At 51.4% G+C, this 23,394-nt stretch carries 35 protein-coding genes; 2 read left to right on the forward strand and 33 right to left on the reverse strand.

Translation table 11 applies throughout. From position 1 onward, the window contains the following. Positions 1–25: 25 nt before the first annotated feature. The 20 genes from CHU32_RS03565 to CHU32_RS03655 form a co-directional block, all read right to left on the reverse strand. The gene (locus CHU32_RS03565) at positions 26–469 is read right to left on the reverse strand and encodes a hypothetical protein (RefSeq protein ID WP_103677794.1); all 444 of its coding nucleotides are present in this window, start codon (positions 467–469) and stop codon (positions 26–28) included. After that, the gene (locus CHU32_RS03570) at positions 469–912 is read right to left on the reverse strand and encodes a phage tail fiber protein (RefSeq protein WP_103677795.1); all 444 of its coding nucleotides are present in this window, start codon (positions 910–912) and stop codon (positions 469–471) included. The genes CHU32_RS03565 and CHU32_RS03570 overlap by 1 nt, the downstream gene beginning before the upstream one ends. 16 nt (positions 913–928) lie before the next feature. Beyond that, positions 929–2,479, reverse strand: coding sequence for a DUF3383 domain-containing protein (locus CHU32_RS03575; protein WP_103677796.1), 1,551 nt, complete (start codon positions 2,477–2,479; stop codon positions 929–931). A gap of 2 nt (positions 2,480–2,481) precedes the next feature. Next, positions 2,482–3,021: a phage gateway protein gene (locus CHU32_RS03580; RefSeq protein WP_103677797.1), complete on the reverse strand. Its 540-nt coding sequence runs from the start codon at positions 3,019–3,021 to the stop codon at positions 2,482–2,484. Then, the gene (locus CHU32_RS03585; protein WP_103677798.1) at positions 3,014–3,382 is read right to left on the reverse strand and encodes a phage collar protein; all 369 of its coding nucleotides are present in this window, start codon (positions 3,380–3,382) and stop codon (positions 3,014–3,016) included. The genes CHU32_RS03580 and CHU32_RS03585 overlap by 8 nt, the downstream gene beginning before the upstream one ends. Beyond that, positions 3,382–3,828: a hypothetical protein gene (locus CHU32_RS03590; RefSeq protein ID WP_103677799.1), complete on the reverse strand. Its 447-nt coding sequence runs from the start codon at positions 3,826–3,828 to the stop codon at positions 3,382–3,384. The genes CHU32_RS03585 and CHU32_RS03590 overlap by 1 nt, the downstream gene beginning before the upstream one ends. A 29-nt stretch (positions 3,829–3,857) precedes the next feature. After that, positions 3,858–4,313, reverse strand: coding sequence for a DUF4054 domain-containing protein (locus CHU32_RS03595; protein ID WP_103750778.1), 456 nt, complete (start codon positions 4,311–4,313; stop codon positions 3,858–3,860). 2 nt (positions 4,314–4,315) lie between these two features. Then, entirely contained in the window at positions 4,316–4,696 is a 381-nt protein-coding gene (locus CHU32_RS03600; protein WP_103677801.1) for a hypothetical protein, read from the reverse strand. A gap of 10 nt (positions 4,697–4,706) precedes the next feature. Next, on the reverse strand, positions 4,707–5,822 hold the full coding sequence (locus CHU32_RS03605; protein ID WP_103677802.1) for a major capsid family protein: 1,116 nt from the start codon (positions 5,820–5,822) through the stop codon (positions 4,707–4,709). Between the two features lie 10 nt (positions 5,823–5,832). Further along, the gene (locus CHU32_RS03610; RefSeq protein ID WP_103677803.1) at positions 5,833–6,327 is read right to left on the reverse strand and encodes a structural cement protein Gp24; all 495 of its coding nucleotides are present in this window, start codon (positions 6,325–6,327) and stop codon (positions 5,833–5,835) included. Beyond that, positions 6,327–7,508: a DUF2213 domain-containing protein gene (locus tag CHU32_RS03615; RefSeq protein ID WP_176691693.1), complete on the reverse strand. Its 1,182-nt coding sequence runs from the start codon at positions 7,506–7,508 to the stop codon at positions 6,327–6,329. The genes CHU32_RS03610 and CHU32_RS03615 overlap by 1 nt, the downstream gene beginning before the upstream one ends. Beyond that, on the reverse strand, positions 7,505–8,377 hold the full coding sequence (locus CHU32_RS03620) for a phage minor head protein (RefSeq protein ID WP_103677805.1): 873 nt from the start codon (positions 8,375–8,377) through the stop codon (positions 7,505–7,507). Before CHU32_RS03620 ends, CHU32_RS03615 begins: the two co-directional genes overlap by 4 nt. Then, positions 8,292–9,413, reverse strand: a complete 1,122-nt coding sequence (locus CHU32_RS03625; protein ID WP_218113698.1) for a phage portal protein — start codon at positions 9,411–9,413, stop codon at positions 8,292–8,294. Before CHU32_RS03625 ends, CHU32_RS03620 begins: the two co-directional genes overlap by 86 nt. Before the next feature lie 12 nt (positions 9,414–9,425). Continuing rightward, positions 9,426–9,824: a DUF1073 domain-containing protein gene (locus CHU32_RS28435; protein ID WP_218113699.1), complete on the reverse strand. Its 399-nt coding sequence runs from the start codon at positions 9,822–9,824 to the stop codon at positions 9,426–9,428. Further along, positions 9,824–11,461 carry a phage terminase large subunit gene (terL, locus tag CHU32_RS03630; RefSeq protein WP_103677807.1) on the reverse strand — a complete coding sequence of 546 codons (1,638 nt, stop codon included), beginning with the start codon at positions 11,459–11,461 and terminating at the stop codon, positions 9,824–9,826. The genes CHU32_RS28435 and terL overlap by 1 nt, the downstream gene beginning before the upstream one ends. Continuing rightward, entirely contained in the window at positions 11,458–12,468 is a 1,011-nt protein-coding gene (locus tag CHU32_RS03635; RefSeq protein ID WP_103750779.1) for a terminase small subunit, read from the reverse strand. The genes terL and CHU32_RS03635 overlap by 4 nt, the downstream gene beginning before the upstream one ends. Positions 12,469–12,525: 57 nt before the next feature. Beyond that, positions 12,526–13,188 (reverse strand): DUF4145 domain-containing protein, encoded by a 663-nt coding sequence (locus CHU32_RS28530; protein ID WP_103677809.1) that lies wholly within the window; start codon positions 13,186–13,188, stop codon positions 12,526–12,528. A 66-nt stretch (positions 13,189–13,254) separates the two neighbouring features. After that, positions 13,255–13,494: a hypothetical protein gene (locus CHU32_RS03645; RefSeq protein ID WP_425444875.1), complete on the reverse strand. Its 240-nt coding sequence runs from the start codon at positions 13,492–13,494 to the stop codon at positions 13,255–13,257. Next, positions 13,491–14,360: a GREB1-related protein gene (locus CHU32_RS03650; RefSeq protein WP_103677810.1), complete on the reverse strand. Its 870-nt coding sequence runs from the start codon at positions 14,358–14,360 to the stop codon at positions 13,491–13,493. The genes CHU32_RS03645 and CHU32_RS03650 overlap by 4 nt, the downstream gene beginning before the upstream one ends. Then, entirely contained in the window at positions 14,350–15,144 is a 795-nt protein-coding gene (locus tag CHU32_RS03655; protein ID WP_103677811.1) for a ParB/Srx family N-terminal domain-containing protein, read from the reverse strand. The genes CHU32_RS03650 and CHU32_RS03655 overlap by 11 nt, the downstream gene beginning before the upstream one ends. Before the next feature lie 192 nt (positions 15,145–15,336). Here CHU32_RS03655 and CHU32_RS03660 point away from each other — a divergent pair, with 192 nt between their 5' ends. Further along, complete coding sequence (locus tag CHU32_RS03660; RefSeq protein ID WP_103677812.1) at positions 15,337–15,672, forward strand: hypothetical protein; 336 nt, start codon at positions 15,337–15,339, stop codon at positions 15,670–15,672. A 40-nt stretch (positions 15,673–15,712) separates the two neighbouring features. Here the strand turns inward: CHU32_RS03660 and CHU32_RS03665 are convergent, their stop codons facing one another. The 3 genes from CHU32_RS03665 to CHU32_RS03675 are packed head-to-tail and all read right to left on the reverse strand — an operon-like array spanning position 15,713 to position 16,669. Continuing rightward, on the reverse strand, positions 15,713–15,904 hold the full coding sequence (locus CHU32_RS03665) for a hypothetical protein (protein WP_103677813.1): 192 nt from the start codon (positions 15,902–15,904) through the stop codon (positions 15,713–15,715). A gap of 20 nt (positions 15,905–15,924) precedes the next feature. Beyond that, entirely contained in the window at positions 15,925–16,302 is a 378-nt protein-coding gene (locus CHU32_RS03670; RefSeq protein ID WP_103677814.1) for a M15 family metallopeptidase, read from the reverse strand. Next, positions 16,292–16,669, reverse strand: coding sequence for a hypothetical protein (locus CHU32_RS03675; RefSeq protein WP_133159276.1), 378 nt, complete (start codon positions 16,667–16,669; stop codon positions 16,292–16,294). Before CHU32_RS03675 ends, CHU32_RS03670 begins: the two co-directional genes overlap by 11 nt. Before the next feature lie 239 nt (positions 16,670–16,908). Here CHU32_RS03675 and CHU32_RS03680 point away from each other — a divergent pair, with 239 nt between their 5' ends. Then, complete coding sequence (locus CHU32_RS03680; RefSeq protein WP_103677816.1) at positions 16,909–17,319, forward strand: hypothetical protein; 411 nt, start codon at positions 16,909–16,911, stop codon at positions 17,317–17,319. Positions 17,320–17,440: 121 nt separating this feature from the next. On the opposite strand, the gene CHU32_RS03685 is transcribed toward CHU32_RS03680, so the two are convergent. The 10 genes from CHU32_RS03685 to CHU32_RS03730 form a co-directional block, all read right to left on the reverse strand. Continuing rightward, a complete protein-coding gene (locus CHU32_RS03685) occupies positions 17,441–17,857 on the reverse strand; it encodes a type II toxin-antitoxin system HicB family antitoxin (protein ID WP_103750780.1) in 417 nt (138 codons plus the stop codon). A 47-nt stretch (positions 17,858–17,904) separates the two neighbouring features. Next, the gene (locus CHU32_RS03690; RefSeq protein ID WP_103677857.1) at positions 17,905–18,081 is read right to left on the reverse strand and encodes a type II toxin-antitoxin system HicA family toxin; all 177 of its coding nucleotides are present in this window, start codon (positions 18,079–18,081) and stop codon (positions 17,905–17,907) included. A 312-nt stretch (positions 18,082–18,393) separates the two neighbouring features. Continuing rightward, complete coding sequence (locus tag CHU32_RS03695; protein WP_103750781.1) at positions 18,394–18,996, reverse strand: hypothetical protein; 603 nt, start codon at positions 18,994–18,996, stop codon at positions 18,394–18,396. Continuing rightward, complete coding sequence (locus CHU32_RS03700; protein ID WP_103677818.1) at positions 18,993–19,277, reverse strand: DUF1364 family protein; 285 nt, start codon at positions 19,275–19,277, stop codon at positions 18,993–18,995. Before CHU32_RS03700 ends, CHU32_RS03695 begins: the two co-directional genes overlap by 4 nt. Before the next feature lie 2 nt (positions 19,278–19,279). Further along, positions 19,280–19,480, reverse strand: a complete 201-nt coding sequence (locus CHU32_RS03705) for a hypothetical protein (protein WP_103677819.1) — start codon at positions 19,478–19,480, stop codon at positions 19,280–19,282. Continuing rightward, positions 19,477–20,070, reverse strand: coding sequence for a DUF1367 family protein (locus CHU32_RS03710; protein WP_103677820.1), 594 nt, complete (start codon positions 20,068–20,070; stop codon positions 19,477–19,479). The genes CHU32_RS03705 and CHU32_RS03710 overlap by 4 nt, the downstream gene beginning before the upstream one ends. A 62-nt stretch (positions 20,071–20,132) precedes the next feature. Further along, a complete protein-coding gene (locus CHU32_RS03715; protein WP_103677821.1) occupies positions 20,133–20,333 on the reverse strand; it encodes a hypothetical protein in 201 nt (66 codons plus the stop codon). Between the two features lie 462 nt (positions 20,334–20,795). Continuing rightward, positions 20,796–21,047 carry a lF-82 gene (locus CHU32_RS03720; protein WP_103677822.1) on the reverse strand — a complete coding sequence of 84 codons (252 nt, stop codon included), beginning with the start codon at positions 21,045–21,047 and terminating at the stop codon, positions 20,796–20,798. Between the two features lie 208 nt (positions 21,048–21,255). After that, positions 21,256–23,130, reverse strand: a complete 1,875-nt coding sequence (locus CHU32_RS03725; RefSeq protein WP_103677823.1) for a DNA cytosine methyltransferase — start codon at positions 23,128–23,130, stop codon at positions 21,256–21,258. Next, on the reverse strand, positions 23,127–23,387 hold the full coding sequence (locus tag CHU32_RS03730) for a hypothetical protein (RefSeq protein WP_103677824.1): 261 nt from the start codon (positions 23,385–23,387) through the stop codon (positions 23,127–23,129). Before CHU32_RS03730 ends, CHU32_RS03725 begins: the two co-directional genes overlap by 4 nt. Between the last annotated feature and the right edge of the window lie 7 nt (positions 23,388–23,394).

Consider the following 23,394-nt stretch of genomic DNA (forward strand, 5'->3'; position numbering starts at 1 on the left):
GCATCCTCCAGCGAATAGACCGTTCTTAGTTCGTGGAGCGTGGCCCGCCCTTCTGCGACAATTGCGCCGATAAAGCCGTCGACATTTTGGTAATCCACGGAAGGAGCTTCGCTTTTAAACCGCCGGAGAAAAGTAAGCTCCTTCCTTTCGCGAAAAAAGAGACGTTATATTCCATCATTGCCATCTCAATCTTCCCAAGCGCCTCCCAGTCAGGGCAGTGATTATTCACCAGCGCGCGAGTAGTCAGTCGCAGCGGCGTGCCGTTGATATCTACGGCGACAAAGGACATCAACTTAAGCATCGTCTCTTCGTTGACTGCGTAATCCCCCATTTTCGGCATGGCACTGAGCGGATATTTACAAACAATCTCCCGGCCTTCTATGGCCGGGAATTTACTGATGATGTAGTTGCGCTCATTGCCGTCCTGGTCAATAACTTGAAATTCTTTGGGTTGAATTAATTCGGCCATCAGAATGTTGTCCTGTTTTCGAATGCAAAAATATAAGCGTTGGTTTTAAATCGCCCGGCGCTTGAAACACCTTTGCCGGGCATTGAATCGGTTAATTTCCCGTTGGTGTACGTTGCGCCGCTGTCGTCAGGATAAATCACCGTCATAGTGATAATGTCCAGTGCGGACCGTTTTCCCTTCGCCACGCGGTTGGCCTCTGCCAGCACCTGCAAATTTTTGTCATCATCACTACCAGGGATCACGTTCAGCGTAGGTGTCAATGGGGATGCCTTGCTCCACGTAATCAGATCACCATTCAGCCCCATCGCCTTATCCGCAATTTGCATTGACGGGATATCAAACGGATCAGCATCATCAGCAAACTGAGTTATTGTGATGCCGCTGGGGAATGTGTTTGATGCGACTACTGTCACGCGCAGGCCAACGCCTGAAATATCTTCCATCTTATTTCCTCAGATATTAAATAAGTGTATGAGTGCCTTCAACCTTGCGGATAACATCGTCTTTGCTGTAAATGAGCAGGTAGACAGCCTTGTATTCTGTTCGTCCGTCGGTCGTCGTATATTCTTCAAACCAGCAGTCGAGCCAGTAGCCGATATTCTGAACCTGCGCCCACGCCAGATCATCGCCCGTTGCCTCGGTGATATACATCCGCTGTGTTGTATTCAGGATTTTGCCTACACTAAATACACCGTTATATAAGGCCTTTTCGATCCCCGCCTGGAGAATGGCAATAAGCTGGCTTCGGCCACTGGTATTCGTGGAAATTGCAGGCATAGACAGCATTAGTGTCATAACCTGCGATTCCAACAACCCCTTTAGCCACTGCTCGTTGGCATAGGTATTCATATCAACCGGGGCGGTATTCCCGCCCATAAGGACACCGCGCTGATAGAAATCAATATTCTGCCCGGCGGTTTGCGTGCGCCCGTAATAATTGATTCGATAGCTATCCAGATCGTCAGATAACAATGTATCCGTCACCGTCGGCGTTACGCTGAATTGCTGGAACATATAGTTCTGTGCGGAATTCCGGCGGTTGTAATCGGTGGCCGCAAGAATAATCATTGGGATCATTTCATGGAATTCATCATCTGCAGTCAGTGATACGCTTGTACCTGCATATCCTGATAACAGGTTGTAGACCTCAAAATAACCTGGGTTTTCATCGTCTCCGGTATAATTTTCGATGCCGAAAAACGGAACGTGATACTGGTACATCACGTTTTGCGTCGAATTCCATTCAGCAACATCTTTGTACTGCTCCGGAGTCAGTGGAGCAGTAAAGACGAACGAGCCGAAATTGCTGGATGCCGCCGCAGAGCGTTTTACCGCATCTACAGGTGTCTCGGGGTCCGACCCCAGGTTATAAACCGGACCATCCCAGCCGATATAGCACAGCACGTTATCCGTGCCCTCCCTGACCTGTAACTGAGTCAGTTTTCCAACTTCGCCCATTGTCATGATAAATTTTTGGTCGGTTGCTGACCACTCGACCGTCAGCCCGTCAGCTACGGCTATATCCTCCGGCTTTACTGTGCTCCGAATTTTTGCCTGTAATTCTGCGGCCACGTCCGACAGGCTGGTAGCGGCAGAAAAATCGAGCGACATGACCGCAGTCAACGAGGTGTTCCCATAACCAACGGCCATTTTTAACGTGGCGTTAGTTACCGCTGTGTAGTAGCTGAGATTTTTTGAATAAAAACTCGCGTTGCGTCCGATGATTTGCGCCTTTGATCCCTCTGGCGCATGTCGTGCAAACCCAAGTTTTTTGGCTCTGGTCGTCAGCTTGCTGATCCAGGAGAAATAAAACTTTGCTCGCGCGTATTCGTCGCTGTTTGTACCGAAATAATTTCCGGCGTCGTCAGCGCTGGTCACCTCCAGCAGCCCATCCATTGGGAGTTTTGACGACGAAGTAAAGATACGCCCGATAAGCTCACGATTTTTTACCGACGCGCCAGCGCCTACGCCGGATGTGATATCCACGTACTTTTTAAAACTGATTGCCATATTTATACCCTGATGATTTTTGCCTCAACGGAAGAAATAACGGGCGTTGTAGTGACCGTTATATCCTTGTGTGTGAGCGTGATATCAAACGACGGCGAGGCCTCATACTGATCGCGATCGTTTTTAAAAAATATGTTCCTGTTCTCTGTAATGCGATAAATGCCAACGTCGCTTTTCCTCAACTGCGAAATAGCGTTATCGCTCTGCAATATCCCGCTGGCGTGGAAAATCAGATCGTTCGCGGTCGGAGATTCCAGGTCTGCCGGGTTCTGCAACACTGAGCCAGTAATCTGGTACGTTGTCTCAATCCACTGGCTTTCAGTATGGATCATCATCTCTTTTTCTTTGTCCCACTCGTCGGAGCGCTGAGGCGAGCCGTAACGGTGATGGTTAACGACAAAAAAATACAGGCACGGGCCGGAATCCGGCCCCTGATCCGTCGGTTGATTACTGCGTTTTACCGCTACGGAAGTAAGCTGTCGCGCCGCAAGCCCGTCCAGCAGCACGCAACGCAGCATGGTGTTGAGGTCATTTTCACGCACCGCCGATCTCCGCACACAGCACCGCGTTCCAGCCGTCAATAGCGCGCCAAGGCGTTACGGACTCGCACTGATAGCGCCGCCCGTCAAACACCAACTGATCGCCCGACACGTCGCGGGAGACATCCAGCAGGTCAGCGGATACGTAAAAATTCCAGTAGGTTTTCTGGTAATCCAGGCCGAGGTTCGCATACTGCGCGCGCGGGACAGGTTGAAAACTACCGACCACCGACACGGCTTCAGCGTAAGATGTCACGTCGTATCCGGCGGTGTTCGTCTGTCTCCCGGTGAACGCGTAATACTCCAGTTCCTGAGCACCAATTACATTTAATGCAATGTTCAGTAAATTGCCGCCTGGAATCATTACTCCTCCACTACATGCGTTAATGTGTTTAACATCAATCCGGTATCAACTAACGGCTTCGACAGGTTCCCAATTGTGCCACCTCCATTTGCCAGCTTTGCCCGCCTGGCGGCAATTGTTCTCGGGGATAATGCAGGCGTTGTAATATCGGTAATCGTTTTTGCGATATCTCCGGCTGCTTGCAATCCGATTGAGTCGAATAGCTGATCCACGCTGGCATCGCCATTAACCACTTTTTTTGCCACTGTACGCGCCACCGCTCGCCATACCCCTTGTCGCTCCTGAATTGTTGGTCGCATGAAAGGGCGGGCGTGTGAGCCCAGTTCGTTAATGGCAGCAACATACGCAACGGGCGTACCGTCTTCATATTTTGCCGACTCGAACCAGCCCACTTTAGCTTTTTTCCGCTGAAGTTCCGCCATTGCAACCCGCAAACGTTCAGCCATTGGGCCGGGATTCCTGATGAGTTTTCCCATCAAAAAACCCCGCCAACTTTTCTGAACGCCGACAGTTCGGGGTAGAGTCCAACATAAAACCCACCAACCGCTTTGCCGCGAAGTAGTGCCAACAGGCGCTGACCTGTCGGCGTCAGCGTCAGCCAGTAGTCGAACTCGTCAGAAGCGGCTGGCGGCGCTGCCAGCGTGACAGAAACTTTGTCAATCGTCGCCCCGGTCACAATCCCGCCAGCCCCCGCCACTTTCGCCGCAGCGCCAGAAGATCCTGCGGCACTTAGCGCCATCAGATGCGCGGCCATCAGATTGATAGCCAACGCCCTGCTGTCACCGTTGAGCCAGCCGTAATTTTCGGTGCTGATATAACACGCCGCCTGTTCCCACCAGGATTCAATTTCTGAGTCCGGGTATTTTTCAGGATCGGCGTAAGCGGGGATTTGTTTGCGAAAGAGCGCGGCGTCAAACGTGAGCGCCGCCATGATCACGCGCTCTTTTTATTGGTGACAACCTTCGGCGGCTTCTGGTCTTTTGCGATAAAGTCGCTGTCGGTCAGTGGCGCGGATTCGTCTCGCGCCTCCAGATCGCTTACCACTTTTTCAACAGGGATCGCTTTCTCTTCCACCGTGATAAAGCCATTAGCTTTGTGCACCGCAAAGACCGGGTTTTTCTCAAGTAATTCCAGTTCATCCGCTGTAATAGGCGTCACGACCCCCTTCGGGGTCACAAAATGTTTGTCTGCAACGTTTGCGCCGCCAGCGACCATCACTACACGGTCAACGAGCGGCAGATCCGCGCCGCCATTGCGGTAAATATGGTATGCCTGTGATCCGGTCAGCGTTGAGTACACATAATATTCTGACATGTTTTTCTCCTTAGTTCCCGGTTGCGCGCACGCAGGCATACGGGCGTTTCAGCATGACGCCAGCCATCGCGTTGGTGAATGCCTCGTTGTAGACTTTAACGTCCTGCTTTGCGCCAATCGTTACAAATTTGGCCGGGACGAGTTGTGACCACACGCCTTTGTCATCCGTCGACACTTCATCAGCGGCAATACCCTCGGCGTGCAACTGCAAAATATTCGCGCCACCGTTTGCCAGGTCGAACTCTGGTGCGGTTTTAATTCGCCACTTCGGATAGTTTTTGGTCAGCCAGTCTTTCACGCTAACCCCGCTATCCGTCGTAACGCTGAGGAACGTCACCGCGCCGTTAGCCAGCGTCAGCGTACACTCGTCCTCGGTGGGGTCGACCACCGATTTAGAGTCGACCAGCAGCGCGTTAGCGATAAGGCGGAGGTCTGCGGTAATCTCCTGGAAAGTTTTATACGCCCACTGCGTTTTACCGGATGCGCCAGCCGGCAGGGTTTTGTAGGCCGGGGCCGATGGCTCGTTGAGCAGGCCGTAGGTACGGTTGGTGCCGTCGTTGTAGCCGTAGAAACCAACGTCATTACGGTTTATTTCCAGAGCAATCGCCGCGCCGTTACGCTTGGTAGAAGCGCTGTCGATTTTTACCTTTGCTGCGCGTGCGCCTTCAAGGTAGCCAACCTGTAATCCCTCTTCAAAGCGGATCACGCTGCGGCGCTCATACGCCAGATTCCAGGAGGAGAGCGGGACGCTGGTATAGTCGCCATAAACGGCGGCTTTACCCGTCAGTTCCATGACGGTCTGGATGATCTCCTCGTCCTCCCAACTCCCGACTGTCGTGATGCCGATCAGATCGTCAATTTTGCGCGGTTTGGTTACAGTTGCGACAAAGCCGGGTAGCCAGGTTTGCAACGCCTGTACCGGCACGCCATTGCTCGCCGTCGTGGTCATACCGGGTAGCACGGTGGAATCCATCGCGGCTGCCATTGTGCGCAGCGTGCGCGAGTCCATGCAGATCCCCAACTTAGACAGGCCGCGAGGATAGTTGTCGCACTTCTGGAGGTGGAGTGGGCGAACGTTGCGCGGCCCCACATACGAGTGAATTTCTGAAACGGTTAGAGATGCCATTTTTTATCCGTTAGTTAGTGATAGTGATAACCGCCGGGCCAGCGCCTGCGGTGCTGTAGTGGGATACGAACGCATTTGGCACAAACGCTTTCCCCGTGCCTGCGGCTGTGGCCGTAGCGTCAACGGTGTACAGAATGCCGTGCTGGGTATCGAAAACGACTTTCTGGCCGATTGTGACGGCAGTGGTAAACGTCACAATCAGAATTCCCATCGTGCAGAACTCGGCATTCAGTCCGTTTGGCAGGGTCGTGGATGCCTCCAGCGGATTCTGCGCCGTACCATAGAGCGGCTGAGATTTGGGATTGATGAGGATGCCTGCAAACGCACCCGTGCCGCCAGCCGTTACCGTGCCATCTGCGTTGTACGTAAACGCGCGCCCGATCATGTTGTAGCCAGCATTAGCAGAGTTGATCATCGCCGGAACAGCCCTGCTCGGACCATCGGCATAAAACTCACCGGGGATACCGAACGCCAGCGAATCGTTAACTTTTGACGGGAACGCCATTATTTACCCCCCAGGTAATCGGAAATCTCATCACTATCAGCGCTGTCACTGGTCGCCTGATAGGTCGTGTCAATATCGCCGCCGAAATTAATCGGGCGGGCGTGCAGATAGCCCTGTAAAACGGCTTCTTCCATGCCGTCAGCGCATTTAATGCCGAGCTTTTCAACGCCGTATTTCGCCACTTCGTCGAGCGTTTTTTCACGGTGATCGAACGCCCCTACGTGATGTGATAGTTGCTCAGCCAGCGCATCGCGACGGGCAATCTGTCCCATCAGCACTTTCATGCCGTCTTTTTTAAAACCGTCCAGGGCGCTGCGCGTTTCCTTCACTTCGGCGCGGAGTTTTTTAATTGCTGCATCCTGCGCAGCAGCAGTTTTTTCTTCCGGCGGCACGTCCTCGTCTCCCGTTTTTTCTTCCGGCGGTGTTGCCTCCCCTTCCTTCGGCGGTACATCAGCATCAGGCGTTGGTTTCGGCTCGGGCTGGTTGCCCCCCTGTGCCGCCTGAAACTGCTGGATAATCGGCATGATCTGCTTGATAGCCGCAGCGCACTGCGCCAGCGTCATATCCCCCTCGCCAGCGCCTTCGCCGTCGGTAGTTTCTTTTCCTGGTTCCATCTGTTTTAACTCCATTGCTGAGTCGATTGTAAATTTAAAGTGGTCGAGTACCGCGACGCTCGGCCCCATCCGGCCCTCGTCAACCAGGGCGATGTGGTTGCCCCTGATTTTGAGCTGCACGTAGTCATAGGGCTGACCGTTCCACGTCCCCGGCTGTTGCACATACACGCAGCGGTAGCCGCATGAGAGTTCTTTTTTGCCACTGCCGATCAGATCTGCCAGGTGCTGAGAAAAAACTTTTAAATTTGCGTAGAGAGTCCCCTGATTTTCGTCACCCTCGAAAACGACGTTTTCACCGATAACGCCCTCTACACCGTACTGTTCGGCAGGTGTCTCGCCCTCGCCGAGCATTTCGTGATCGTTGATAAACGGCAGCAGCCGGAATGACGACAGACACTCCGGGTCCGCCAGCGCCTCCGCCGGACGGTAAACCATGTAAACCGTGTCTGGCTCCGGTGCGCCAATACTCGATCCCAGATAAGGAAAAACCCCAACTTTTGAGATGGGGTTTTTGGGGATTTCAAACCACTTATTGAGATCGTAGATTCGTTGTGACTGGCCCATCATGTTGTTGTTCCGTCGTCGAGTTCTATCACCGGACGCATCCGGCATTTGCAGTTCGGTAGTTGACCTGGGAGGCCGCGCTCCCCTGTTTTTGGGTCAATAACTGGCGGGTTATCCAGGTCAAATATATTTCCGTTAAGATTGTGCAAATGAAACGGTCGGGGGTGATGACCACCGGCAGAGTGGAGCCATTCAAATTTACGGATACCGGCTGATCTCATGCGCCCTGCGTTAATCGTGTTATAGACCTTGCGCGTTTGATCAAGAGCCATGTTGCTGGCGTGTCGTTCAGTGATTCCGTTTTGCCTTTCGAAAAAAGGCACCAAATCGGCCAGTCCATTCCCGGAGCTGATTGAGGATGTCACCGCATTTTTGACGCTGCCCAGGTATTTTTCGGGAATCGACACAATGAGGTTTACGCTCTGAGTCACCGCTGCGCTGAGCTTCTCTTTTAGTGGGCCAGAAAAAAAATCAGTACTGAGAGTCACGCCTCCTGTCAGTTGCTCAATGCTTTGGCTGAGGCTGGAGCGGCTTGTAGCTGCGGCTCCGCTCAACATTTTTTCAGTGATACTCTTCGCTCGGCTTTTAAAAATTTTCATAAATGTATTTGTTAGCGCGTTCAATAAAATTCTTGACTGGCTGGATACGCTGGCATCCATGCCAAAGAACTGCCTGCCAACATCTGACCGGAATAGCGCCAGCACCTCGCGCTGCGTTTCACGGGTCATCTGCCTGACCAGTTTCAGCAAATCAGCCTCAATACGGGTAGATAACGCAGCGTTGTAGTTAAGCGGTGTTCCCCGGATTATCTGGGGCTTGAATTGCTGCGCCCACTGTTCCCGCCGCTTCGACAGGGAGATCCTCTTCGCCATCAGTATCCTCGTATGCCTCCAGTCCGCTGTAACCGCTGTCCGGATCTTTAATCAGCCGGTTGCGTATGTCCACGCCGTCAACCGCACCAGCCTGAGCCAGCGCCGTATCGGTCTGCGATTTTTTCAGGTTAATGTCAGCCTGCTCAGTTGCCGTCAGTGACGCCACGGGCAGCCAGGTGATTTCAGTGTCTACCGGAGCAATCCCGAATCGGGGCGCGATATCAGACCGCATGGTTAACTGGTGGTGACGCTCAGCAAAAGGCGTCAGGTCGTTTTCCTGGATACTCTCCAGTTCCTCGTGATAGTTCGCCTCCTCGTAACTGCCACTGGAATTAAAGCCCTTCGGTGAAGTACCGAGAAGTTTTGTTGACGGCACATTTGCCGCCCCGGCGACGAGTTGATATTGCGTCATCGTCACGGTATCCACGTCGCCCAGCGCGGTATCGTTCTGCTGGTATGTGTCGCCCCGGTCGATAATTTTTACGCCGTAGTTATTCAGGTAGTACTGCCAGAGCGCCATGCGTTCCTCAAACGCTGCCTGGTCGGTAATCGCCGCCGCAGTGTTGAGTGCCAGCACAGTGCTACGTTTGGTTAGCGCCAGTTGCGGCCCTTCGTTAGCGGTGCGCTCAGCGGCGTAAACGCGCTCAAAAATTTTCTGCGGGATAGACACGCCGCCGTAGTTGTACGTCGGCTTGAGTGCGTCCGGGACTTCGTTAGCGCGGAAAATGCAAAAATGCGACCGGTGAACACGCCCGATCCCGTTCAAGCGCCACCAGGTTGGTTCGTAAAAATGCAGACTGGCTGGGTTTGCCGTTGCGGAGCGATCCAGTTCCGGCGTCACCCAATATGGATCAATTTGCGAAATCCCGCGATAACTGCCGGGTTTTACGCCGTCTATATTGAACGGCTTGGCGTAGTAGTTCGGATCGTCGGAGTCGACCAGAAACAGCGCGTGACGGACGCCGAAAATCCGACCCATTCTTATAAATTCGCGTAAATTTCTGTTTAAGCCGTAGCGCTTATCGAGCGTTTTCATCGCCGTGATTATTTATGGCCGCGCCTTGCTGCCGTCATTCACGGTGATTTCGTAACCGTTACGCACCGCGTCGCGCGCGGGCATCGTGCAGGCTTTATCAACTAGCCAGTGCTGCGCGATGATGGCGCACAGTTGATACCCGATAAACCCCTGGCTGGCGTACCACGCTAACTGCGCATCCGGCACGCTGGCAGCAGTGCCGCCCCACTTGCCGATGGCGGCGTCCATGCCCTGCCCCTTTTTCAGCTTGGGCATAGGCGTCTGAATGCTCCTGGCTATCAGCGCCGCGCGGTCAAACTCCGGGACGCCAAGGGGAATGTCAGTCGAAAAAAAACCCGCTCCTGGTGTGGGCGGGTTCTCGATTTTAATCTTTTCGGGTTCAGGCTTTTGCCTGCGGAACGGCCAGATCATCAGTCAAAAAATCCTCGTTGCGGGTTAATCAGCATGTCATCGATCGCATCCATCGCAGTATCCAGCATGTCGTCATGATCGTGAGTATCGTCTGCGGTAAACGCCACTGCCTCAGCGACGAAACCGACAACCCACTGAGTTGTCCCGGCAATAGTGATGCCGTCGCTGTAATACGTGTGGAATAGCGGATTACGGTCCGCATCGTGCGTGTCGGGAATAAATACCTTCCCGGTTTTCAGTTGAGGGACGCAGTTCAGGCACCGCACGAGTTTATTCTCACCCTCACCACGCTGGACAGCGTTGATTGGGATTGCCTGGCGCTTTGTGAGCGTCGTTATTAGCCCCTGTCCGGCCTGTTTATCCTCTATCGCCATATAGCGCAACGGGGCACGCTGGAGGGTGTCGGACGCTTGCCAGCGTAGCCACACCTCTTCAGCCTTCAGCAATAACTCTTCCGGGTCCCACTTCCCGCGCTCCATGTCGATTACATACATGTTGCCGTCAGCCCCCATTCCCGCCAGGGTAAACACGGTGTAGTCGTTGAAATCTTTAATCTTGCCTGAGTTCGTATCGACGTACACGGCACGCCAGAGCAGGCGCGGCAGTTTGGCATAGGTGCGGAACCACTGCCCGTTAATCAGCCCGCCCGATAGCGCTGCCGGATTCTGCTGGTACTGGCTCAGGAACGTATAAGAATCGCGCTCCCACAGCGCCAGCAAATCACCGACGTATTCCATTTCTGGCCAGTAAGACCAGTAGCGCACCCCGGCGACCGTGACACTGTCCGTGTCTTTTACCGTATTCCAGCACTGCGTTCGCCAGGGTTCCGGCAAGCTGTCGATATACTCTTCGCTGATCATCGCGGGAATAACGACGTGTTCAAAGCCCAGGCCCATGCCGCCGGACAACATAAACCCGGTAGCGTCATCAACATGTAAACGCTGCTGAATAGAGATAATCGGTGTCGGATGGTCTTTAGAGCGATCCCCGCGACGGGAACGAATAGTGTTAACCAAAAGCTGATTCGCTGATTTACGTTTCGTCTCAGAAAACATATCCAGCGGTTTATTAAAATCATCCAGCAGCACATACCCGGAAAATTCCGCACCGGGATAACCACCACGCCCCCCAGTGATTTGGCCGCCACCAGCTCGCGATACGGTTTGCCCTACCGAGCGCCCCAGTGAGTTAATTATCTCCCACTCATCAGCCTGCTTAACGCCAAACTGGCATGGCCATAACTCCTGATATTCCGGACTGGCGATAATATCGCGCGTCCGGCGACTGTTACGCTTTACCAGTGAATCAGAAAAGGAAATATTCAGGTTACGAAAGCGCTGCAACTTTTTTTCCTGAATCAGCGCATTTATATAAGCCGGCAGATGAATAGAAAAAAACTCTGTCTTTGTAGATCCTGGCGGTGTGTTGATAATCAGATTTCGTTGTGCCGCCGTACCGTTGATAATCGAGTCAATTTTTGACGACATCATGCGGTGGTGCCAGTTGACCATCATCCGGTCGCCCTGGATTAACTCAAACCAGAGCCGTGTATAGTTGAGAAATGATCGCGTTGATTTATTTTTCAGTATTACACGCTGCGGAAAACTAAGACTGTCCCATTCAATCAGAGCCATCAGTCCAGATCTCCAAACTCGCTGTTGATCCAGTCCTGCGCCTTGCGGTAGTCCTCAGGCGTATAGCCTGTAACAGGTTGCATGCCCGTTGGTAAACTGCCTGCACCGTGTCTCGCGGTCAACAGCCTGGACAATTCACGGCGTGCGGCATCCTGGCTGGCAGTCTGCACCTCAATCCCGAATTTCGTTTCTTTCACTCCGGCATACAGCCAACGGGCGTTACCCTCCAGATCCCGCGTATCGGTAATAAACACCTCGCTGATGCCCTCCCCGCCGCATTTAGGGCAATCAGGGTGAGGGTCGGCGGTATTCACAAACCCGAGGCCACCATACTCCGGCGGCTGTTTACCATCTTTGGCGGCAGAGGCTGACGCGCGGTCAAATTCTGCTACATCACGCCACTGATACAGGTGGTACTCACCCCAGCAGTAACGGCAGTTAACGCGCCTGTGCTGCGCCAGTTCGTTTGGGTCTGCGTTTGCTATTGCGGTGTACTGGTGAATCAGGTCGTCAATCGTTGCGGCCTGCCGTTTTTCCAGTTTATCGCGGAGATGTCGGACGTATCGGGATACCCGTATATTTCTGTATACCTGGCTCGCTGCAAAGTAAGCGTTGTTGCCGGTGCATTTGTATCCGGCAAGTTTGTACGCCTCAACCCGAGTTTTCCCCGCCGTCACGTACTGAGCAAAAAGCGCCTGCTGCGGAGATAGACCGAAACTACTGGAATCATAACCGTCTTCCACCACCTCAGAGAAAATAATTTTTTCTTCCTGTACTTTTTCTTCGGAGGATTTTTTTTTATTTTCACGCTCTTTTTTTTGCGCAGTTTTTTTTGTGCTCTGCGCAGCTTTTTTTTGCGCAGTTTTTTGCGCAGTGGATTTTTTGATATAGCGTCGGGCGGTGGCGTAGTTCAGCCCCTGCGCTTCACACCATTCTTTCGGTGATATACCTGATTTGGCATATTCGGACAGGAACCGACGCTGAATCTCCCTCCAGTCCGGTTTTGCCATTATTTTTATCTCTGATTACTTTACAGACCTTCTATGAAAAAACCGCCCGTAGGCGGCTTACTTAGCTTTTTTTAATGCTTTTTTTTCATCAGCCAAAGCGGTGATTGCTTTTACCCTCTCTTCTCTATCATGCCGTTCGACATACCATTCCTGAATAAGTAACTCTAACAATCCAATGAGCAACTCAGCTTCATCAGGATCTACATCCACAATGACGTTGATATCGTTTTCCATGTGAGCACCAATGTTGCCAATACTCCTGACAGCATCAATTGCTTTCCACATACCTGTTTCGATTTTATCTTCAATAGACTTGATTTCATCGACTAACCTTGCAGGCTTAACGCCCCATACGTCACGAATCATCCCTTGCAGGCACCGCCTTGCAAGTGTTGCTGAGGCTTTTGGAGAGAGGTCTTTGATCAGAACAGCTTCTTTGTAATCACCAAGAATTGGAGCAGGAACATAACTCGGAAAAGGCCTTACACTTCCCTCTGGTAGTAATTTCCAGTGGTTCAGCAGCTTAGATTCTCCATCAGCCTTTCGTAAAAAAACCTCTAGGGTTAATTGCTTACATGACTCATTTAAACATGTTATAGACCGCCAAATCAAATTGAGCGGGCCGTTAACATTATCGTCATCAAGGTGACCTCTGTTAGTTGTCCGATTCCTTTCAGTTACTACATTTTTATGGTTACAGTATGGGCAGGTCCAAGACATATTTTCCTCCGAGCGAATTTATTACCATTATAACCATATTTTTATTTTTGGAATGGCCCATACGTTTCATTTGCTCATTAACTCAAAATAGGCAGAGCGATCCCCACCTTTTGCAAGTTTATACAGTGCGCCACGTAGCTCGGCCTCACCTTTTGCTCTCCCCTTGCGTATTGCCTCACGATATTCAGCCAAGCGCTCAGGGGTCGCTCTCAACACATTGAGATCGATATCGAGCACATCGGCAATCTGTTGTTCGTTCAGGCGGCGTGCTGCGTATGCCTGGATTTTATCAATCGGGAGGATCATCTTTTTCCACTCTCGGTCAGTGGTGATTTTTTGTGATGCTCTCTGACAATTTTAACAGCAGCATTATTCCAAGTGACCTGATGATGCAGTCGCTTATGACTGGCGCCCATTAAGCCGATTTTTACGCATGATGGCGCGTACATCACCGAATAAAAACTTTTAACGTAAGTGCCGGAGTCAAGGTAAAGCTCCGTCATACCACCAGCATTCTTTTGTGTTTGCTTTTGTCCAAGCTGTACTGCACCAATGGTCAGGAATAATTCACCGCGCCGCCCGAGGCTTGTATACGTATTCACATCCTCATTGATGCGGCCGACAAATTGAAACGGGCGGTCGGTAGAGCAGATAAAACTGTTCATAGCCTTACGCTTTAACCACGCAGCATTCCCGTCGCCGCCGCTACCCAGGAAGTCGCCACCCTGTGCCATCGCAATGGATACCGCAGGTATAGAGCGGTAATACGTCAGCATTTCATCAAGGACCAGATCGAGAGCGCGTATCGGTGAATAACTCGCGTCAAGGTCTGGCCCTACTCGAAACTGAAATTCGTGGTAGTCGTCGTCAAGCTGAATGAAGTGCTGACACCCGACCCGTTCAGCCAGTTCGAAACATGCATTGCGTGCGTAGAAAATTGAACGCCGATCCCCAAAATTATCAGCTTCGTCGAATCGGCTTGCGATATCGGATTTCGAGAAAACCAGCACCTGATCGCCGAACTGCTCAAAGTAACGCTGACGGGTCGTATCCTCGTCATCAATGATAAGGAATATTTTCCCGGTATAGCCTGCTCGTCGTAGCGTGCGGTAGGTCAGCACATTATCCGGACGGCCATGCGTCAGAATAAAGGCGCAGAAATCATCGCGCATCGCTCTCTACCTCCCCGCCGTGGACTATCTCAAGCATTCGCTGTGTCATTTTCACGAAACCGTGTTCGATGGCCTGCTGATAATCAATAATCACCAGTGCCGACGCCTCAAATAGCGCCTGCACGTTTTCAGGGGCATGAGAGTAGTAATCAGCTATTTTGTTGAAATTGAAAACGGTGTGACGTTCCGCAGCAGCGAGCAGGAATTTTTCTACGTCTGCCGGCAGTGCAGCCAAACGAATGCTTTCCACCAGTTGCATCGTCTTTTCATCGTCGTAAAGAGCGGATACCTCCGGCACAGCTTCCGACGGCTCATATACGGGGGAGTCGATTTTCGACGTATATCGTTCGTCCCCCTCTTCGGATTCCGAACCAACCTCGACCAGGAGATCGTCAATTTCCACCTGGCTGAAACCTGTGAGACAAATGTCAAAATCGGCATCAATCAACTCTGATAATTCCTGACTGAGCAGTTCGTCATCCCAACCAGCATTCAGGGGGATTTTGTTGTCAGCCAGCCGATACGCTTTCTTTTGCTCACTGTTTAGGCCAGTCAGGACGATCACCGGCACTTCATTCATTCCCAACGATTCGGCCGCTGCTATGCGCCCGTGCCCTGCGATGATCTCTCCGCACTCATCTACCAGGATCGGATTTGTCCAGCCGAACTCCTGAATACTGGCTGCAATCTCAGCGACCTGGCTCTTTGAGTGAGTTCTCGCGTTTTTTTCATAGCCAAAAATTTCATTAACGCATTTAAAAATGATCTGAGTCGGTGTAGCCATGTTTACCCAAGCTATAATTGCCCGGCTTGCGCGAGCAAGTGGGCCTCGGTTTATATCCACGGCACTCTGTGGGTATGAATGACTGTTGCCAGTTCCCGCTGGCAACAGTCGCCCACCTTCCTAATAATCACTACTGAGCGTTTGCGCTAGGTAGTGATTACTATGTAATCATTTGTAAGGTAGAGGTGTTGCATGTCAAACGAGTCTTTGCTTCAAACTTTGCTTGACCATGATGTTTTTGCAGAAGAAGAGCAAATGGTTTCAGGTATTGCCCGTAATGCTATTGATAACGGATACAACTCTTTATCAGGGCCTCAAAAGCGCGTATTAGAACCGTTTATGTCTCAGACATGTGATGGAGTTGAAGACCCTGGTGGTTATCATAATGATTGTCGGAGGGTTATGACTGACGATGAACTTCAAACAGCATATGAGAACCAAGGTTATTACGATGCACTGCTTTGCTCAGATTGCATAAATGAATACGAAAGTTATGAGGCAGCACGGGGGCGTCTCGACGCTGAGTAAGACTCAACTTTAAACGTGAGCACCATTGCGTTGCCGCTTATCAATTAGTTGAACATGTCGTTTCTCGGCTGGTGGAATCAATACATCCACCAGCCGCCGTTGTAATTTTAGTACCTGGGGCGATCGCAATGTGTTTAACTGTCGAGCCATCAGCTCGCGTTGCTTCTGTATATGTTGTATGCGTGCAGCCGGATAGTGCTAGTAACAACGCTGTGACAGTAATTTTATTCATACTCCCTCCATTTAATTGAGTTAGTGTGCGTGTTGTAGCTGGAAGTGCGGTCCGTCTTTCAACGTTTGCCAGTCGCCACCCCACTCTACCGGGATTTGTAGCTCTGCTGCCGCCTGTTTAAACGCTGTCGATATTTGCTCATAGTATTTCCACTCCCAGCTACCAGCGGATGTAGGGTACGCGAAAACATCAACCGCATGGCCGGTTAGATGGCGGCTGTTCATGGTCTGGCTTTTTCCGGCTGCGACCAACTCCTGCTGGCGTTCCCACGTACGCAACCCTTCAGTAATACCAAAATCAATCGGCGAAAGCTCCAGCGCCCTGCGCACCACTTTTACCAGGTCGGGATTAACGCCGTTTAGATGGCGCTCGCTGTGTGCTGAAAATTTAAACACCATGCTTCTCCTGCTGCTTATCAAACCTCCGGGCACGGACGTCAATACCGAATCGGGTCTTGAGTATGTAGAACGCCGCTTCTTTAACGCCGTGTACGCCAACAATGCCGACGATAAACGCCAGCTCATAGTGGCTGACTGAGACATCCAGTCCCAGCGCAGCCAGCGATATACTTGGCATCCGCTCGGCCAGCAGAGCAACCAGCAACGGCCCGATAATCACGTCGCCAACAATTTCGCGCAGCTTGCCGCCGCAGTAAAAAACGCGCCCAACAACGGCAATTAACACGATGAAAAAGATGTCGATCCGTAGCTTGTGGCACTGGTAAAACTCGACAAGCATTGTCCAGGTTGGTGGGGTATGTGGCATCTTTTGACCTGTAAAGGCGCGCCACGCTCACATGTCAGGGTATACGATGAGTGCGTGAGTGTATGAGCGGGCGCATATTCGAATGAGAAACTAAAGGCTTATGAAAAGGAGCGCATCGCTGGTTTTCATAAGATCATATGTTGTGCTATGAGGCAACAACCTCATGCTCTATCATGCATAAAGATTTTTCGCTTTTAATATCAATACAATGAATGAAAAAAGCATTCACTGGAGGCGGTATGAATGTTATGAAAAAAAAGGACTTTAATAGTTTGCCTGAAGAGGAAAAACAAGCGTTCTTAAAAGGTGGCGGCAAAGTAAAAGATCCCATAATGGGAAAAATATTTTGTTTTGTCGCCTTTCTGACCATATTTGGTGGCATAGCCCGGTGCAGTACAGAAGAATCCAAGAAGGAGGAACCAAGGCCGTGGGATGCTGCGGAATCTGCCTGCCTGAGTATTGCAAGGCAGAAAGATACATCCCTCCTCGATTTATCAGTTGCATCCAGTAAATCCTTAAAAAAAGGGGGGTATAAAATCACCGTCCGCGTAGAGCAAGAGAAGTCATCAGCTGATCTGGGTGTTATTTGTTATACGAAAGAGGACGGCACTATCACGAAATCAGAAGTGGTACTATTAAAGAAAAAGTGATGGCTTACTGATTGGCTTCTGCAAATCCCACCTGGAGGATTTAACAACAATGCACTGAATTGAAGTTACGGATGGGATTTGCAAAAAACCCCGGCGGTTGCCGGGGCTTCGTTATGGGTTGCTACATGATATTGAGCGTCAACTCTCTACCAAGAGCCTGAGCTGCCGACTGAACGGCGTCGATTTTTGTCGCGTGTTTCAGATCAAACAGTCGCGTAATTTCCTGTTTTGGCTTGCCGATGCGCCTTGCCAGCTCAAGCTGGGTGAGCCTTGACTCAATGAAAGCGTTAAGCAATAACACTTTTGAGGCGACACTCAGAGGCACTTCAACAAAATCATCACCATCAGAAACCGCCGACGGCAGCGGGATCTGCTCGTTATCTTCGAAGTAAAACTCAAACGCTGTAACCAGCGCGCCAAGCGCAGCAGTGAGCGCCTCTTCCCGTGTATCCCCCTGCGTTAAGGCTTCGGGTATATCAGGGAATGACACCATATAACCGCCCTCGGGGGCGGGTGCTAAATTTAATGGATATCTCATAATAATCAGCGCGACTTGCGAGTAACCAGCCCCGGAGGGCTGGTTTTTTAATTTAGGCCTAACTGTTTAAGTATGGCCTTTCGCAGTGGTTCTTTTATCTCATCCCCGGGATGCCTTGGCATTACGCTTCGCTTCCCTTTGTACCTCAGTTTCAGATGGTTAGTACCGTTTGAAACCTGGACTCCCTGAGATTCAAGCCACCGCCTGAACTCGCTTTGCCTCACTGCCTCCTCCTTGCTGTTCAACATGGAACTATAGTAATCATTTTTGATTACTTTGTCAACATTTTTGCTTACTTTTTTTAGAGCAGAGGAGATCGGCGATCTGACAGGGGGACTGTGCCGTAGCACGTTCGCGAATCCCCCTGTCGGATCGTCGGAAAGCAAAAACCCCGCAACAGCGGGGTTTTTGTTATATTCAAGTTGTTCGCTTAACATCACGTCATCATGGCGCAGCCCTGCCAAGCATAAAAGAATTATCCGTTTTCTTGGCCTGTTTTCAACGCTTATTGTTGTGATTAGCACTAATAGCTAATCTCACTCCTCTTCCATGCTCTTATAGACAGTTAAATATACTTTGGCTCTGAATATTTCCACACACCAGCGCACGCGCCTTCTCGCCTCGTCCGGCGTCAGCCACGGGGCAATATGCTGAATATCCCGCGTCAAATCTGAGATTTTTTTTCGGGTCGTATAATAGCTTACACCGATAACGTATACCGGATCGTTACTGTCAAAGGTCGCCAGCACACACTGCTCAATAAATTCAGCGTCGTCATCAGCGATCGCCTCGTCAATTAAATTTCGTGCAGGTGCGGGCCAAAGAATAGCGTGGGCGCGTTTCAGCGCCTGCTGGCCGTGAAACCCCTCCCTGCGTGCCTGGTCCAGAGCTGCCGTTAATTTCTCAAGCGCCGTGTTGGACCAGCGCATACACCGGTTCGCGTGCCAGCAGGTGTGAGTTCTGGTTTTTTTTGGTGCTGTATCGTCACGGACACACTCACCCCACACAGTTAACAGCGATTTGATCCAGGCCGACTGAACACCGGTCAGGAGAACTGCTTTACCGAGCCAGCGTTTAGTAGGTGCAGCGGCCGCTTGTTCCAGGGCGGCTCTACGCGTCCGTTTTTTTTGAGGTGTCATTTCGGTGCCACCAACCCAAGACGGGCGATTTTGATGACGGTTAAAACGATGGCGCGATTCATCAGCTCCCGGCGCTCGTCACGCGTCAGATTTTTACCGTTGTCGATTTCGTGGTGGCAGTCAACACACAGGGCCGCTGTGGCGCAGTCGTCGGCTTTAATACCGGTCCCCTTCCCTTCGTTTCTGTGAGCGACCTGCGTACCCCAGCGACCGCATAAAACACACTGATCAATTTGCCCCACGGCGGCCAGCCATTTTTTATTCCGATAAATTCCGCGCATATTTACCCCCACACCCTGCTTTGCCAGCGACGGTCTACCCGTGGGGGTTTGACGCTTTCCGGCAGGCGAACGCTAATCGTCCAGGTGATAAAATCGGGATTGAGACTACGCTCTACCGTTACGCCGCGTGCGCGATATTGCTGCTGGAGATCGTCGGCCTGCTCTGTCGTACACTCGGAGTGTTGAAACCATGTTTTTTTCACGCGGCATACTCCAGCAACTGAGATACGGCGTTATCGGCTTCAGCCTCATTCGGGAACGAACGAAACAGTATGTGGTTCCACAGAACATTCAGTACCGATTTATACAGCTCGTTAAACTCGTCCTCGTTCATTTTCGCAAACGAGATTGAACGCGCTTCACGGCGACGGGTGCCATCAGGGAGAATAAATTCGTCGTAGAATCCGGCTTCAATCGTTGCCCACTTCCGGTACGATTCGAACGATTTAGTAAGCGCGATGCCGTTCACGCGACGAGATGCTACGCGCTGAGCGTATATATCCGCAGTTTCCTCTATGAGTTCAGGACTGCCCGCCAGGGCAATCAGGTAACGGACGTACCCACTTAGATAGGATTTTTCGGCGTTGGTGATAGCGCCGCCGGAGGGTGTCCAGTACTCAAATCCCAGTTGCAGGAGGGAGAATAATTTTTTGTGAAACAGGTAATTGCGCTGCTGGCGAATTTCGCAATTCAACCAGACGCCAGTTTTTACACGCGCCAGATACTCCCGCGCCTCGGCGTTAGCCGGAGCCAGAGAATCAGCGGTTATTTTGATTAATTGAATTTGCGCCATTGGTATCGCTCCGCTGGCACAGTGTTACTCAGTAGCGAGTTGTTCAGGCTCGCGAGTGATTATTATAAATCAGTTGATGGTTTAGTTAAAGGGATGGAGGATAAACCTGCCATCTTTCGGGCTTCGTCAATCGCTCTTAGCGAGGTAACGAATTCATCAGGCCGCAGCACAAACCCACCCGTTATTTTGCCACGATTGACAGTAACTAAAATCGCTCCCGTGTGCCCTGTTGAACCGGGTACCAAATAATCTGTGAGAAACATAACATCTCCTGTAAAGCAGAGACAAAAACACTGTACGGGCATACAGTATCATTTAATTAATTCGGAGTCTCTATAAAAAAAATTGTACCAATAACGAGCACTATTATTCACAAGTAATATGAATTTACTACCCAATTGATAGTAACAAGAGGCTTACGGTAAATTATTTATTATTTTTACAAATATCTGTTAACCACCGCCTAATAGTTGACTCATGAGGCGTAGCAGAATATTTACTGGATAGCTCATTACGCACATGTCGCGCAACCTGACTAACGATCGAGTACGCATTTTCTGCAAAATTATTCCTGCCAATATCATGGACGGCCACACCCCAGTGCGGCGGCTATATTACAGCGGTCCAGAAAATCTGGAAAAAATCTCGAAACGTGGGTAATTGAAACACTAAACGAAAAGCTGGAAAAAGAGAAATAATACAGCCCCGCTGATGCGGGGCTTTTTTTAGTCCAGTTTGAAATCATCGTCAAAGCTGGGCATTTGATTCATACGCTCATAAGACAGAATGTACCGGATGCCCTCACTTAAAGATGAAGGCCGCTCAAACTCAAGCATAAAACAATCGTCGTATACCCGACCGAACCACCAGCCGCCGCCGTACTCCTTCGCGCGCTGGATGAATGTCCAGCGGCCTGGCTCAACATGCGGTATCATTACACCCCGATGAATCACTGTGTACCCAAGATCTTTGCCCATGACAACCCCATAACAACTGTATATATAAACAGTATAAATGATTATTCGGTGTGTCAATTGAGTAAGGAATTACTTTTTCACTGGTTCATGTCCAGGGTCGTAACTACCCCACAAAACACTATGCCCGTTCAATAATGAATCAAATTGCACTATGGCGCTTGAATCATTATGGCCGCTTTTACTTAGCTCAGGCGACCTTGTTACATAATTACGCGGCCTTATTTTTCGCTGCACACAACTCAGGTAAGTTCGCCTGTACCAGCGCTTCGGCGAACGGAGGCGGTACAGCGTTTCCGCACCGGGCCACCTGTTTATCTTTTGCGTACTTCACACCGCGATAATCCTGGTCGATGATGTACCACTCAGGGAACCCCTGGGCACGGTACAGCTCAGCTGGTTGCAGCATGCGCATACCAATATCAACGATGCGATAAACCACCCCGCAGATCGTTACCAGACCATCACAGTCTTCGCCGCAATAAGTTTTCAGGAATGCCAGCACCTGATCCGCGCGCTGCTCATCGAAGTGCTCTACTGCAAGCATGGTTTCCACTTCGCCGACATGCAGGCCGCCGGCGGTGATAGTCGGCATCGGCTCGTCTGTGCGCTGCCCGTCCCGGCAGGTGCCGCGCAGCTTCACCAGATGAGAAGTAACGAGGCCGTGATGATCTGTGGTGGTGACCGTGTGTGCTGGCGCATCCATAGCTGCGCCGGGCCCGGAATAGTTGCCACCAAAGTGTTTAACGAGATTCGCTGCAACCAGCCCGAATTTTCCACCGCCAGCAGTTACTGTTCCCAGCGGCTTTTCAAGCTGCAACACGCGCGGCTGCTGCCCAGGTCGCTCTCCATAGCCCATTTGGATCAGCGTCGATGTGACCAGTTGCGATTTACCCCCGCCGCCAGCTGTAATCGTCGCGCTCGGCTCGTCCGCCCGATGGCCGATACTGGCCCCGAACTGTCGGCAGATGAATGGTGCTAACTGTGCCTCAACCAGACCAAGTGCATGACCATTGCCGCCCGGTCGCGCCGACGTTCCAGCGGTTACGGTTGGTGCCGGTTCAGTGATTTCCTGACCTGTGGCCCCAGACCTGAATTTTGTCAGATGCGGTACCGCGATCGCAAAGCCATGTTTTTTGGTAATGGTCTGCACTGGTTCATTCAGCCCTTGCCCCCGGAAACAGTCGTATTTGCCGCGTATCGTGGTGTGATTGCACTTCACGATAAACGGCGATCCGTTGTCGATAACAAATCGCTGAATGCCACGCGCTATGCGTTTAAGGGTGTTTTCCGCCAGCGGCTTTTTGCGATCGAAGATAGACGGCGCAGGAATTGACCAGTCGATGCATTCCGCCGCAGTACGCCACGGTTTTAACTTACCGCTCAGGACAGCTGGTGTTTTCGGATCACCGTGCGTAGGTTTCGGCCAGGTCACCGGCACACCATCACAGCGCATTACCATGAAGAAACGCTTCCTGATTGTTGGCGCACCGTAATCGCACGCACGCAATTCGCGGTGGTCAACGGCATAACCCAGCCCGTTCACCAGCTTCTGCGCTTGCTCGCCGTCGGCGGCAATGCTCAGGAACTCGCAGCACTCCGCCAGTGCTGGATGTCCGGCAGGTATACCGCCTGAAAGCATCCCACAAAACGCTTCAAACGTTTCCCCGGCTCGCGCCGGATCAGGCCGCATCTCGGTAGCCAGCAGCGGTCCCCAGGTGCGAAACTCCTCGACGTTCTCCAGCAGCATCACACGTGGTCGCACCGCCAGTGCCCAGCGAATGACGATCCAGGCCAGACCTCTGATGGACTTCTCAACCGGCTTTGCGCCTTTTGCCTTCGAGAAGTGGCGGCAATCCGGAGAGAACCACGCCAGCCCTACTGGACGGCCAGCAGTCGCTGTTCGCGGGTCGATATCATAGACGCTCTCGCAGTAATGCAGGGTGTCAGGATGGTTGGTGCTGTGCATGGCCACAGCGTTCGGGTCATGGTTAATCGCAATATCCACGCTGCGCCCGATCGCCAGCTCTATCCCTGTGCTCGCCCCACCGCCGCCAGCAAAATTATCAACAATGATTTCTCTCACGCGTATTTCTCCATGGCAATGGCCAGCGAACGGGCAGCAGCTACAATCGCCGGTACCGGCATTTTCTCCAGCCACATACGGTTGATATGATGTTTGAGTCGATTTTGGTGATGTGCCGGTAGTTGACCGGCGCTTTCAATTTGGGAATACACCAGTCCGACTTCGACTGGCCATATTGTTTCTTTCACATCCACCAGCAGCAATTTTTCCAGTTCACCAATCCGGCGGTAGGCATATTCAAGCAAAATATCATTCACTATTTTT

The sequence above is a fragment of the Superficieibacter electus genome (genome assembly GCF_002915575.1).
Taxonomy (GTDB): Bacteria; Pseudomonadota; Gammaproteobacteria; order Enterobacterales; family Enterobacteriaceae; genus Superficieibacter; species Superficieibacter electus.